A 12,310-nucleotide genomic window follows, 5' to 3' on the forward strand; every position below is an offset into this window, starting at 1 on the left:
CGTCACGACAACGGCGCGTCCAGGCACACGTCGGTTTCGGGCACGGGGTAGTGGAACCAGCCGCGTTCCGCCGCCTGTGCCCCGGCCTGGAACCGGCTGCGGGCGCCCAGCCGGTTCATCAGGTCGGCCGTGATCCGGCGGCACGTCCTGATGGAGATCCCGAGTTTGCGCGCGACCACCTCGTCGGTGTGCCCCTCGTACAGGAACCTCAGCAGTTCGCGCTCCTGGCCGGTGAGGCCGTGGCGGTCGCGCGCCCGGGGCGCGCCGAAGTCCCGGCCGCGTTCCCACAGCAGGTCGAACAGCGTGCGCATCGCCACGACGATGCCCGCGCCGCGGACCAGGACCGCGCCCAGCGCGGTGCGCTCCGAGTCGACCGGGACCATCGCCACCTCCCGGTCCACGATGATCATCCGGATGGGCAGCACCGGAACGGTGCGCACCCGGGCGCCGAGCCGGATGAGCCGGTGAGCGTACCCCGACGTGGCCGGATCCCGATCGATCGTGTCGAGGCAGAGGGTGCGCACGTCCACTCCGCGTTCCAGCATCTGCGTGTCCGCCGACCGGCTCGCCGTCATGCCCTCGGCGGACTGCGCGCCGATCGGCATCAGGGACAGGAACTCGTGGCGCGCGTCACGCGCCAGTTGCACCGACCGCTCACGGACCGCGTCGATGTCCGCGAGGCGTTCGAGGACGTCGCCGGACGCGTGCCGCGTGATCGCATACTCGGCCGCCAGCACGGCGATCGCCGCCCGGCTCTCCGCGATCTGGTTCTGCTGCCGGACCAGCTCGGCCTCTTGGTGTTTGACGAGGGCTTCCAAGGCGATTTCCGGGCTCACCGGGCACAACGCCCCCGGGCTATCCCGCGACGGCCGCAACAGCGAGAGCCGTCGCAGACAGTCCAGCGCGGCCCGGACGTCATCCTCGTCCAGGTCCAGCCGCAGCGCCAGGTCGGCGACCGTGCTGTCGGGCTCGGCCAGGATGGTGAGGTAAACCGATTCGCTGGTCGCGTCCAAACCGAAACCCTGCAACACGCTATTACGGCAATGCCTGCGAATCCACATGCCATTTCCCTCGTACACCGCCGGCAGATCGCTGTACCGCGTCACATGGCAGTTATCCGGCACAGAAGGCCGCGGCAGCCTGCCGGACACCCGTCATATTAAGGCTGGCCCGCCGACCCGTCTCCGCGGCTCCGGTTGCCATCTGCTTTGGCAACCGGAGCATGTCGGCGGACTTGTGGACCGGTCCCACACCACGTCGCCGCACCCTTACGGAGCGTGGACGCGCGGGCGGCGGCGCCACTTTCACGACGCAGGCCAAAGCAGGCGGCTGACAACAACCTGCCAGGACATTTCTTGCCACTCAGCGGCCACTGACATTCCGCGGACAATTCTGTAAACATTGTGGGAGCGCTCCCACAACCCCTCCGATCGTTTCACAACCGTGCCCGAAATCCGGTTAGCAAGCACCGCGACAAGAGTGCGAGGCCATTGAGTGACAGAAATGAGTGCGCTGTCAGGGTGGTATCCGGCACCCGAAAACACGACCGCTGCGGCGCCGAATCGATGTCGGTCGGCGGGTCCGCTCATCGGACGGGAGGCACAACACCGGGAGATCGAAGCGGCCGTTTCCCGCTTGTCGGAGGGCCGCTCCGCTCTCGTCGAAATCAGCGGAGATCCCGGAATCGGCAAGACCGCGGTGCTCGCCGAGGTGACCCGCATCGCACAGGCGGCGGGAGCCGCCGTGTTCACCGGACGGCCGCACCCGGCCGACGGCGATCTGGCGTTCGGAGCGATCGTCGACGCTCTGGACGGTCCGCTCTCCGCCACCATGCGGAGCGTACGGCCAGAGGGGCTGACGACGGTCCACGGGGACGTGCTGGCGGCTGTCTTTCCCTCCCTTGCCGCGGGCGGCTGCGCGCCGCCGGAGGCCGCCGCGCCCCGCCGCGCCGGCCACGCCGTACGCATGCTCCTGGAGACTCTCGCCGCGTCGCGGCCGATCGCCCTCGTCCTCGACGATCTGCATCACGCCGACGCGGGCACCATCGACGTGGTGTCGCGGCTGCTGTCCACGCCGCCGCGCGCCCCTGTGCTCCTGGCCTTCGCGCACCGGCCCCGGCAGGCGTCCCCGCGGCTGCGCGCCGCCGCGGACACGGCGCGGGAGCTCACCCGTCTGCACCTGGAACCGCTGGCGGAGAGCGACGCCCTCGCGCTGATCGACGAGGACCTGCCCGTGCGATGGCGCAGGGATCTGTACCGCGCGAGCGAGGGCAATCCGGGTTATCTCGCGGCCCTGACCGATCTGCTGGACGGCGGCCCGCCCGGCATCGACGAGGCCGACATCGCCCCGGTGCCGCCGTGGTTCGCCTCGGGCGTGACCGCCGAGGTCGCCCGCCTGTCGGACACGAGCAGGCTGGTCGTCGCCGCGTGTTCGGTGCTCGGCGATCCTCTCACCGTGCCGTTGGTGGCCGCGGTCGCCGAGCTCGACGAGGACGACGCCTATCCTGCCATCGACGAGATCGCCTCCCACGACCTCATCCGTCTCGTGGCGGGCACCGGACGTTTCGGGTTCCGGCACCCACTGGTGCGCCGCGCCGTCTACCACGGCGTGAGCCCCGGCTGGCGGCTCGCCGCGCACGCACGGGTGGCCCGCCTGCTGACCGGCGGCCGGACGCCCGCCGTCGCCACCGGGATGCCCGCCGAGATGCCCGCCGGGATGCCCGTCGAGAGGGCGGTCGAGAGGGCGGTCGAGAGGGCGGTCGAGAGGGCGCCGCACGTCACGCGAATCGCCACCTCGCGCGACCGCACGGCGGTCGCGCTGCTCGCCGTGGCCGCCGACGAGATCGAGGCGACATGTCCCCGGCGGGCGGCCCAATGGCGGCGGGCGGCCCTCGACCTGCTTCCCGGCGATGACGACGATCATCCCGACGGCCGCGTCGGCCTGCTGCTCGCGCTCGGCAGAGCCTGCGTGTCGGCGGGGCAGCCGGAACCGGCGTCCGACGCCTTGGGCGAGGCCCTGCGGTCGCTCCCGCCCGGCGTCTCCGGCCTGCGCACCACGGTGGTCGCGGAGCGTGCCCATCTTCTGCACGCTGTGGGCCGATCCGGCGAAGCGCGCGTCCTCGTACGCGCCGAGCTCGCGCACACCCGGCACGAGGCCGATCGCGCGATCCTGTCGTACGAGCAGGCGTGGCTCGAAACGGCGAGCGGAGACCCCGCCGTGGCGTGCGACGACGCCGCACGCGCCTGCCGCATGGCCGATCGGCTCGGCCTTCGCCTGCTGGGCTGCGCGGCCCGGGGGACGCTCGCCGTCGCGGCCGTGCTCTCGGCGACGCCGTCGGCGGGAGGACTCGGCGAACTCCCCCGGGCCGCCGCGGTCTTCGGCGCCCTCACCGACGACGAGCTCGCCGCGCGGCCCGACGCGCCGCTCTGGATCGGCTGGGCCGCGCTTCTCCTCGAACGCCCCCACGACGCGATTCGGCATCTCGATCGTGCCGTGGCCGTCAGCCGGTCGACGGGCCGGTGGGCCGTCGAATGCCAGGCGCTGGTGGCGCGTGTCATGGCGCTGTGCGCCGGCGACCGGCTCGCGGCGGCCCAGGAGAGCGCCGACGAGGCCGCGCAGGCGGCCTGGCTGTCGGGGAGCACCGCCCTCCGCTCCTACGCGCAGGCGGCGCGCTGCCTGGTCGCGGCCCGCGTGGGCGACCTCGACACCCTGCGACGCCGCCTGGCGGCGTCCGGCCCGCCGGTCGTGCGAGGGTGGCCCGGGGCACTGGCCACCGAGATGGTCGCGGAGGCGAGGCTGGCCGCGGGCGATCCCGACGGCTGCCGGAGTCTGCTCGATATCGCCGGCGACGACCGCGCGGCGGGTCCGACGGTGCGGCGATACGAACTGCTCGCCCGCGCGGCGCTCGACGCCGGGCGGCCCGACGTGGCCTCCCGATGGGCCACCGCGGCCGAGGCTCTCGCCGCGCGGTTCGACTCCCCCGTGCCCGCGGCCGTCGCGCTGCTCGCCCGGGCACAGGTCCTCGCCGCCACCGATGCGGCGGCCGAGGCGGTGGCCGGGGCGAAGGCCGCGTTCGAAGCCGCCGCGACGCTGGACGCCGCCGGGCTGGCGTGGGACGCGGCGCGGGCCAGAGGCGTTGCGGAGGCGGCGAACAGGTGCGGCCGGGAACAGCCTGTGCTCACCGGTCCGGCCGCACGACCGACGAGCGCCACAGACATGACCGCAGCGGTGACCGAGCACGTCGTCACGGAGTCGCTGATGCCCTCCGGCCCGCCCGGCGGCCTGCCCGGCGCCGCCCTCCTCACCGAACGCGAACGGCAGATCGCCCGGCTGGTCAGCGAAGGGCTGAAGAACCGGGAGATCGCCGATCGGCTCTACGTCACCCAGAAGACCGTGGAGATGCACCTGTCGCGGATCTTCGCCAAGCTCGGCGTGTCCAATCGTGTCGGGGTCGCCCGCGCGCTCTACGCGACGTCCGCGAAATCGTGACCGCGCCGCTGGGCCTTGATTGTTTACCGAGAACGGGGCACCGCGAGGGCAGGTGATCCGGCCCGGGTGGGAAAAGCCTCCTCATGATGCGCAACCTGGTGAACGGCGCCGTCGGCGGCGCGCTTGCGACGGCGGTGTACAGCGCGATGCTGATGGCGGCGGACAGGGCCGGCCTGCTGGAGGAGCCGCCGCCGCGGCGGTTCGCACGGCTGTCCCTTTCCGGGCGGGACAAGCCCAGGAGGGGCGAGAACGTGCTGGGCACGATCGCGCACTTCGCGTTCGGCTCCTCCTGTGGTTCTGTGCTCGGCCTGCTGTCGGCCGGGCAGCGGGTGCCCGTCCCGATCGGCACGGCGTACGGGTTGCTGGTGTGGTATTTCGGCTATCAGGGCATGGCGCCGAGCATCGGCGCGTACCCGCCGGTCCCGAAGGACCGCCCCGGCCGCCAGGCCGCGCTGCTGGCGGGACACCTGCTGTGGGGCACCGCGCTCGCCTTCGCGCTCAACCGGCTGCGCACCGACAAGGGGCAGATGGCGGCCGAGCTCGCGCCCGGCATGCGCGAGCAGGTCCGGCGCGTCATGCCCACCCCCGAGCCGGCCGCCGCACGCTGATCCCGGCCGCTCGTCCGGTTACCAGAAGCCGACTTCGGGATACCTCGCCGACGGCCCGTCCGGCAGGGCCGCCGCCCGCCCTTCAGGTGGATGCAGGCGGTGACGTGCAGTCCGATGTGCCGTGACCTGCGGCGTTCCCAGCTTCACGGGGTGCCGGCCCTGATCCCGGTTGAGGGATGGGCCCGCGTCCGATCCGGGATCTCCCGGATGTCTCCGATGCCCCCAGGCCGACACGGTTTACGGGTGTCCAACGATCGGAGTCACGCCCATGACGCACGCCATCCTCGACCTGGTCCACCAGGTGATGTCATCGCCCTGGCTGTACGTGGCGCTGTTCGCCCTGGCGCTGCTCGACGGGTTCTTCCCGGTCGTTCCGGCCGAGACCTCGGTGATCACCGCCGCGGTGTTCGCCGCGTCGGGCGAGACCAACCTGGCCCTGGTCATCGTTGTCGCGGCTCTCGGTGCGTGCGCGGGTGACCACGTCTCCTATCTGATCGGCAGCAGGTCGGCGGGCAGGCTGCGGAACACGAAGCCGTTCGTCTGGGCGCGCGACACGCTGGCCGAGCGGGGCGGTCTCGTCCTGGTCGTGGCCAGGTACATCCCCGGCGGGCGCACCGCGACCACGCTCACCATGGGCGCCGTACGGCATCCGCTGCGCTCGTTCACGTTCTTCGACGCGATCGCGGCGGGCTCGTGGGCGGTGTACTCCGGGCTGATCGGCTTCTTCGGCGGGATGGCGTTCGAGAACGACCCGATCAAGGGCCTGCTCCTCGGCCTCGGCATCGTGCTGTCGATCACCGCGGTCGCCGAGCTGGTGAGATGGCTCAGGAAGCGGCGCGCCGCCCGGCGTCTGCCCGCGCCGTCCCCGGAACCCGCTCAGACGGCGGCGCGCAGGTAGGCGAGCACGGCGAGCACCCGGCGGTGGTCGTCGGCGTGGTGGATCACGGGCGCCGTGTCGGTCGCGGGCGGCCTGGCCATGGCGGCGGCGGCCGAGGCGGCGGCGGCCGAGGCGGCGGCGGCCGAGGCGGCGCTCGTCACCGGGATCGGCGCCGTGCTCGGTCTCGTCGTGGCCGTTCCCGCGCTGCTCGGAATGCGCGCCGGGCTGGCGCAGAAGGCGGGCGCGGCAGTTCCCCTGGTCGTCGTCCCCTGGCCGGCGATCGCGGCCGTGGTCGCCGCCTGTCTCGTCCTCGCCGCCGGAGCGAGCACGATTTTCGCACGAAAACCATCCGTCACATTTGGAAAAGCATCTGCCAAGCCGTCTACCAGCGCAAATGGTTGATCAGGCAAAGACGACGTCGATCCTTCGCCTTGTTCTCGCAAGGGTTTCCATTTGACACGTTCAGGAGTCGTCGTTCCCGGATATCCCTTATTAAGATTTTTTCCTAGCCATTGCATTGCGTACACGGATGGAGGGGTCATGGCGGGCCGGCACATGCCTTTGCCTCTACGCCCGCGCTCGATCCAGGCGCAGACCGCCCTGATGAGCGCGGTCCTGTCCCTCATCGTCCTCACGGTGATCGGGTTCGGCCTCGACCTCGCCATCCGCAGCCGGATCCACAGCCATCTCTTCATCGAGACCCAGCGGGTCGCGACCGACTGGATCGCCGGGATGGGCCCCAACGGCGTCCCCGAGCCGCCGGCCGGCCACGCGGACCTGGTGCAGCTCGTCGACTCCCGCAACCGGGTGATCACCGCGAGCCGGGCGGCGAGCGGCCAGGCCCCGCTGACGTCCCCCTTCCCCGGGGGCGAGGACCGGCTGCAGTACCGCATCGAGTGCCCCGACGGCGACCGGTGCATCGTGCTCACCGCCGTACGGGTCCTGCCGGTGCAGTCCCGGCTGTTCTGGGGCGGCGAGCCCCACGCCGTGTACGCGGGGAGGGCCGAGCCCGGCCTCCTGGCCACGCATCGGCTGGAACTGTTCATCGCGATCGGAGTTTTGATGATGACCGCCGGATGGACCTGGGCGAGCTGGCGTGCCACAGGCCGCACGCTGCGTCCGGTCAGAGAGATCCGCGAGAAGGTGACCGAGATCAGCGTGCGCGACCTCAGCCTGCGCGTTCCCCAGCCGCCCGGGCGCGACGAGATCGCCGAGCTCGCGCGGGCCTCCAACAGCTTCCTCGACCGCCTCGACGTCTCGGTGCGTCAGCAGCGGCACTTCGCCTCGATGGTCTCCCACGAGCTGCGGACCCCGCTCGCCGGGCTGCGCACGCAACTTGAGGAGGCTCTGCTCTACCGTGAGGACACCGACCCCTACGAGACGATCCGTACGGCGGTGCGGACCACCGAGCGGTGCCAGGCGATCATCGACGAGATGCTCACGGTCGCCCGGGTCCGCACGTCCGCGGCGGCGGAACACGAGCCGGTGGACCTCGCGGCGATCGCACGCGAGGAGGCCGCCGCCCGCACGAACGGCGTGCCCGTGCACGTGCACGTCGAGGCCGAAGACGAGGTGACCGTCCTCGGCAACCGGGTCCAGCTGTGCGGCGTGCTGACCAACCTGCTGGTCAACGCGCAGCGCCACGCCTGCAGCAAGGTCGACGTCATCGTCGGGCGGGCCGGGGACGACGCGGTCGTCACCGTGCTCGACGACGGCGACGGCATCGCGCCGGAGGACCGCGAGCGGGTCTTCGAGCCGTTCGTCCGCCTGAAGGACGGCCGCCGCCGCGACCCCAAGGGCACCGGGCTCGGCCTCGCCCTGTGCCGCCTCACGGCGGACGCGCACCATGGGACGCTGCGGATCGAGGACTCCCCGCGCGGGGCCCGCTTCGTCCTGCGCCTGCCGCTGCTCGCGAGCGCCAGGGCGCAGCTCACCCGGTGACGCTCAGGTGACGCTTATCCGGTGATGCTTTGGGCGTCACCGGCCGCGGCCAGGGTCAACGCGAAGTCGCCGGAACTGTCGGTGTACCAGCGGCAGACCGCGAACCCGGCCCGGGACAGCTCGTCGAGCATGCCCTCCCTGCGGAACTTGGCGCTGATCTCCGTACGCGTCTCCTCGCCCTCGGCGAACGGGATCGTGAGGCCGAGCGCCCTGATCGGCACCTCCATGGGCCGAGTGGCCCGCAGCCGCATCTCGATCCACTCGTTGTCGTCGTCCCACAGCGCGACGTGCTCGAACGCCTCCGGCTCGAACCCGGCGTCCAGCTCCCGGTTGAGCACGCGCAGCACGTTGCGGTTGAAGGCGGCCGTCACCCCCTGCGGGTCGTCGTACGCCCTGACCAGGCGGGCGGGATCCTTCACCAGGTCGGCGCCGAGCAGCAGGGTGTCGCCCGGCCGCAGCGTGGCCCGCAGCTCCTTGAGGAACACCTCCCGCGCGGCGGGCGGGAGGTTGCCGATCGTGCCGCCGAGGAACGCCACCAGCCGCCTGCCGGTCCTCGGCAGCAGCGCCAGGTGCTGTTCGAAGTCGGCACGCACCGGCCGCACGTCCAGGCCGGGATAGCGTACGGCGAGCCGCCCGGCCGCCGCCTCCAGCGTGACGGCGTCCACGTCGACCGGCGTGTAGGCCCGCAGCGTGCCCGCGTTGGCCAGCGCGTCGAGCAGCAGCACGGTCTTCTCGCTCGTGCCCGAGCCCAGCTCGACGAGCGTGTCGGCCCGGCTGAGGCCGGCGACGTCGACGGCGCGGCGGCGCAGGATCTCCAGCTCGCACCGGGTGGGGTAATACTCCGCCAGCCGGGTGATGCGGGAGAACAGCTCGCTGCCCGCGGCGTCGTAGAACCACTTGGGGGGCAGCCACTTGGGCGACGAGGTGAGCCCGGCGCGCACGTCGTTCTCCAGAGCCTGGCGCAGATAGTCGCCGCCGAGATGATCGGTAACCATGGTCGCCTCTCAATCGATCGGTGTCACCGAAACGCCGTCGGGGGACGCGAGCAGCAGGCTCCGGTCGGGCACCGCCCGCCAGCCCGGCCGGTCGTCCAGGGGCTCGCTCGCGACCAGCACCCCCTCCTCCAGGTGCGTGAACAACGTGTCGCCCCACGCGACGGCGGCCAGGTGGGAACCTCCCGTGACGAGCAGGTTGAGCCGGGCCTCCGGGTCCTCCTCGGACGCCGCCCGGACCACGGCGGGCAGGACGCCGGCGAGCGGCAGGCCGTCACGCAACCGGGCGAACACGGCCGCGGCGAGCCATGCCGAGTCGCACACGCTCTCCGCGTCGGGCGCGAGTGGCCGCACGGCCTCGCGCCCGACCCTGCCGTTGTGGCTGAGCAGCCAGGGCCCGTCGGCGAACGGCGCGGTGGCCGTCTCCTCGATCGGCATCCCGGCCGTGGCCGACCGCACCGCCGCGATCATGCAGTGCGAGCGGGCCGCCCCGGCCAGGCCGGGCACGTTGGCGTCCGCCCAGATCGGCACCGTACGGCGGTAGCGCACGGGCCGGGACCCGTCATACCAGCCGAAGCCGAACCCGTCGGCGTTCACCGTGCCGTACTTCTGCAGGCGCGGCGCGTACGACTGGTGCAGTAGGCCGTGCGCGGGGTCGTTGATGAGCGTGGTCAGGGACCGCACCGGGCCCAGCCACGCCGCGTGGCGGCACATCCCTCACTCCTCGGAGCGGGCGCAGCGGAAGCCGGCGAAGATCTGCCGCCGGATCGGGTAGTCCCAGTTGCGGAAGGTCGTGCGGACGGCGGACGGATGGGTGGCCCACGACCCGCCGCGCAGCACCCGGTAGGTCTCCCCGAAGAAGACCTTGCTGTACTCCTCGTAGGGGAAGCACCGATAGCCGGGATAGGGCTGGAACCACGAGTCGGTCCACTCCCACACGTCCCCGATGAGCTGCTCCACGCCGTACGGGCTCGCGCCGTCCGGGAACGCCCCGGCGGGCGCGGGCCGGGCGGCGCGGTGGCCGAGGTTGGCCCAGCGCCCGAGATGGCCGGGGTCGGCCTCGCCCCAGGGATACCTGCGGCCGCCGCACGCCTTCTCCCACTCGGCCTCGGTCGGCAGGCGCTTGCCCGCCCACCGGGCGTACGCGTCGGCCTCGTACCAGGAGACGTGCTGCACCGGCTCGTCCGGCGGCACCGGCTCCTCCCGGCCGAACCGGACCCGCCACCAGGTGCCGCCGTCGCGCGTCCAGAATAGCGGGGCCTCCACGCCGTTGCGCTCGGCCCACTCCCACCCCTGGGGCAGCCACCAGCGCGGGTCGCGGTAGCCGCCGTCCTCGATGAACTCCATGTAGGCCCCGTTGGTGACGGGGTGGCGGTCGATCAGGTAGCCCGGCAGGTAGAGCCGGTGGGCCGGCCGCTCGTTGTCGTACGCCCAGCCGATGGTGTCGGTGCCCATCCTGAAGACGCCGCCGGGGATGTGGACCTCGGGGTCGGCGGCGGGCCTGCCCGGCGGCAGCTCCCCGTCGCGGACCAGGCCGGGCCGCCGGGACAGCTGGATCGTGGCGAGCATGGTCTCGTCGTGCTGGTGCTCGTGCTGCAGCACCAGCCCGAAGACGTAGCCGCCGGACCGCAGCGGATCGGGGTCGGTCAGGTCCACCTGGTCGAGGACGTCGAGCACCCGGCCGCGTACGCCGGAGACGTACTTCCTGGCCTCGGCCGGGCCGAGCAGCGGGAGGGACGGCCGGTCCTTGCGCGGGTGTCTGAACGCGTCGTAGAGCTGGTCGATCTCCGGGCGCAGCGGCTCGATGCCGCCCACCTCGCGCAGCACCCACAGCTCCTCGTAGTTGCCGACGTGGGCGAGGTCCCAGACCAGCGGCGACATCAGCGGCGAGTGCTGGCGCACGAGCAGGTCGTCGTCGGCGTCGGTGTAGGCCAGCGACCGCTCGCGTACGGCGGCGAGCTCGGCCGCGATCCGCTCCTTCAGGCCGGTCGGGCCGGCGTTGCCGAGAACGGCGTCGAGATCGGTCACGCGAGTATCTCCTCCATCTGATCGGCGGCCGGCGATCGGCCGGACTCGATGTGCCGAGAGGCGAACGCGCGGACCCGGGCGACCAGCGCGGGCTCGGCCCCGAGGCGGGGCAGGGCCTCGGCGGCGGCGCGGAAGCAGGCCGAGGCCGACCGGCGCAGGCCGGGGTCGGCGAGACCGAGACGGGCGGCGTCCGCCCATCGGTGGGCGACCGGCCGGGCCGCCTCCATGGCGATCGCGGCGGCCCTGTCGTCGGTGACGAGCGCGTGGACGACGGCCACGCACACGGGCCACTCGGCGGCCCCCTGCGCGTCGAGGTAGCGCACCTCCAGCCAGCCCCGGGGCCGTACGGGCGGGAAGAGCGTGGTGGCGTGGTAGGCGAGGTCGGCCTCGCCGGGAGGCCGCCCGGCCACGCGCGCGAAGTCGCGGAACGCCGAGCCGTCGAGCACCGGCCGGAGCCCGCCGGACCCCCGGACCAGCATCAGCCGGGCGTCGAGGAGGTAGCGCGCCCAGTCGCCCACCGGGTCGCCGCGCCCGTCGAAGTCCCGGGCGACCGGCGCGGTCCTGCTCGGGTCGAGCCTGCCCCACACGGCCTGGCGGCCGGAGGCCCACCCGTCGAAGGGCGAGTTGGCGAAGGCCGCCACCAGCACCGGGCCGAGCGCGTGGGCGCGTTCCCAGCGGGCCCGGGGGTCGGCGCCGAAGTCCAGGTTGACCTGGATCGACGCCGTCGAGCACATCATCGTCAGGCCGTGCGGCCGTTCCAGGAACGCGGCCATCGCCTCATACCTGGGCTCTCGTAACTGCCGCACGGCCGGGCGCAGGGTGTCCAGGCCCCGGCCGCCCAGCCGCAGCCCGGCCCGGGCGAGCGCGAGCCGTACGGCGTCGACGTCGGCGGTGAGCCTGGCGACGGCGACGGGCAGGACGTCGGGCGGGGCGGACAGTTCGAGCTGCCCGCCCGGCTCGAACGTCACCCGGCTGCCGCCCGTGAGCGTGGGAAGCGCCCCCGCGATCCGGGCGATGGGGACGGGAAGCATGGGGTTGTCCGCGTCGAAGACCAGGAACTCCAGCTCGACGCCCAACCGGTCGGAGGTGACCCCGCGGAAGCAGTCCCTGGCGTACCTCTGCACGTCGGTCATTCGCCCCCCATCGGGCCGAGGTCTGCCGACTATGTCGCGCCGAGTCAGCTTTCCCCGTAATTGCCCCATTCAACCTGAAACCCATCCAAACAGGTAGCTATCGGGCGTCACACCCCGCCGATCAGCCCTCGTCACGCATCCGGATCACCGAGGGCCGCACCCACGCCCGCCACCTTGGCGAGCACCACGCCCTTCCGCCGTACGAGGCGGGCGAGGCCGATCACGCCGGGGACCCACAGAACC

The 12,310-nt window shown here is 72.7% G+C and carries 10 protein-coding genes; 4 read left to right on the plus strand and 6 right to left on the minus strand.

Translation table 11 applies throughout. The features are described 5' to 3' along the window. Positions 1–2 precede the first annotated feature (2 nt). Positions 3–1,151, minus strand: a complete 1,149-nt coding sequence (locus OHB01_RS01360; RefSeq protein ID WP_205830423.1) for a helix-turn-helix transcriptional regulator — start codon at positions 1,149–1,151, stop codon at positions 3–5. Positions 1,152–1,503: 352 nt separating this feature from the next. Here OHB01_RS01360 and OHB01_RS01365 point away from each other — a divergent pair, with 352 nt between their 5' ends. From OHB01_RS01365 to OHB01_RS01375, 3 genes are all read left to right on the plus strand, one after another. Continuing rightward, a complete protein-coding gene (locus tag OHB01_RS01365; protein WP_328854823.1) occupies positions 1,504–4,488 on the plus strand; it encodes a helix-turn-helix transcriptional regulator in 2,985 nt (994 codons plus the stop codon). 83 nt (positions 4,489–4,571) lie between these two features. Continuing rightward, on the plus strand, positions 4,572–5,096 hold the full coding sequence (locus OHB01_RS01370; protein WP_185948991.1) for a DUF6789 family protein: 525 nt from the start codon (positions 4,572–4,574) through the stop codon (positions 5,094–5,096). Between the two features lie 268 nt (positions 5,097–5,364). Further along, on the plus strand, positions 5,365–5,994 hold the full coding sequence (locus OHB01_RS01375) for a DedA family protein (RefSeq protein ID WP_328709382.1): 630 nt from the start codon (positions 5,365–5,367) through the stop codon (positions 5,992–5,994). Here the strand turns inward: OHB01_RS01375 and OHB01_RS01380 are convergent. Further along, positions 5,973–6,302: a hypothetical protein gene (locus OHB01_RS01380; protein ID WP_328854824.1), complete on the minus strand. Its 330-nt coding sequence runs from the start codon at positions 6,300–6,302 to the stop codon at positions 5,973–5,975. The two genes, OHB01_RS01375 and OHB01_RS01380, sit on opposite strands and share 22 nt — an antisense overlap. 226 nt (positions 6,303–6,528) lie before the next feature. On the opposite strand from OHB01_RS01380, the gene OHB01_RS01385 reads away from it, so the two are divergent. After that, entirely contained in the window at positions 6,529–7,914 is a 1,386-nt protein-coding gene (locus OHB01_RS01385; protein WP_328854825.1) for a HAMP domain-containing sensor histidine kinase, read from the plus strand. 14 nt (positions 7,915–7,928) lie between these two features. Here the strand turns inward: OHB01_RS01385 and egtD are convergent, their stop codons facing one another. The 4 genes from egtD to egtA are packed head-to-tail and all read right to left on the minus strand — an operon-like array spanning position 7,929 to position 12,067. Beyond that, entirely contained in the window at positions 7,929–8,909 is a 981-nt protein-coding gene (gene egtD, locus OHB01_RS01390) for an L-histidine N(alpha)-methyltransferase (protein WP_328854826.1), read from the minus strand. 9 nt (positions 8,910–8,918) lie between these two features. Further along, the gene (gene egtC / locus OHB01_RS01395) at positions 8,919–9,620 is read right to left on the minus strand and encodes an ergothioneine biosynthesis protein EgtC (protein WP_328854827.1); all 702 of its coding nucleotides are present in this window, start codon (positions 9,618–9,620) and stop codon (positions 8,919–8,921) included. A gap of 3 nt (positions 9,621–9,623) precedes the next feature. Beyond that, positions 9,624–10,934: an ergothioneine biosynthesis protein EgtB gene (egtB, locus tag OHB01_RS01400; protein WP_328854828.1), complete on the minus strand. Its 1,311-nt coding sequence runs from the start codon at positions 10,932–10,934 to the stop codon at positions 9,624–9,626. Then, entirely contained in the window at positions 10,931–12,067 is a 1,137-nt protein-coding gene (gene egtA / locus OHB01_RS01405; protein ID WP_328854829.1) for an ergothioneine biosynthesis glutamate--cysteine ligase EgtA, read from the minus strand. The genes egtB and egtA overlap by 4 nt, the downstream gene beginning before the upstream one ends. Positions 12,068–12,310: the final 243 nt, after the last annotated feature.

Source organism: Microbispora hainanensis (genome assembly GCF_036186745.1).
Lineage (GTDB): Bacteria > Actinomycetota > Actinomycetes > Streptosporangiales > Streptosporangiaceae > Microbispora.

Excerpts from the sequence above, each read along its gene's own strand:
- egtC (WP_328854827.1), bottom strand. The coding sequence starts at position 9,620 with ATGTGCCGCCACGCGGCGTGGCTGGGCCCGGTGCGGTCCCTGACCACG.
- egtD (WP_328854826.1), bottom strand. The coding sequence starts at position 8,909 with ATGGTTACCGATCATCTCGGCGGCGACTATCTGCGCCAGGCTCTGGAG.
- OHB01_RS01370 (WP_185948991.1), top strand. The coding sequence starts at position 4,572 with ATGATGCGCAACCTGGTGAACGGCGCCGTCGGCGGCGCGCTTGCGACG.
- OHB01_RS01375 (WP_328709382.1), top strand. The coding sequence starts at position 5,365 with ATGACGCACGCCATCCTCGACCTGGTCCACCAGGTGATGTCATCGCCC.
- OHB01_RS01385 (WP_328854825.1), top strand. The coding sequence starts at position 6,529 with ATGCCTTTGCCTCTACGCCCGCGCTCGATCCAGGCGCAGACCGCCCTG.
- egtA (WP_328854829.1), bottom strand. The coding sequence starts at position 12,067 with ATGACCGACGTGCAGAGGTACGCCAGGGACTGCTTCCGCGGGGTCACC.
- OHB01_RS01365 (WP_328854823.1), top strand. The coding sequence starts at position 1,504 with ATGAGTGCGCTGTCAGGGTGGTATCCGGCACCCGAAAACACGACCGCT.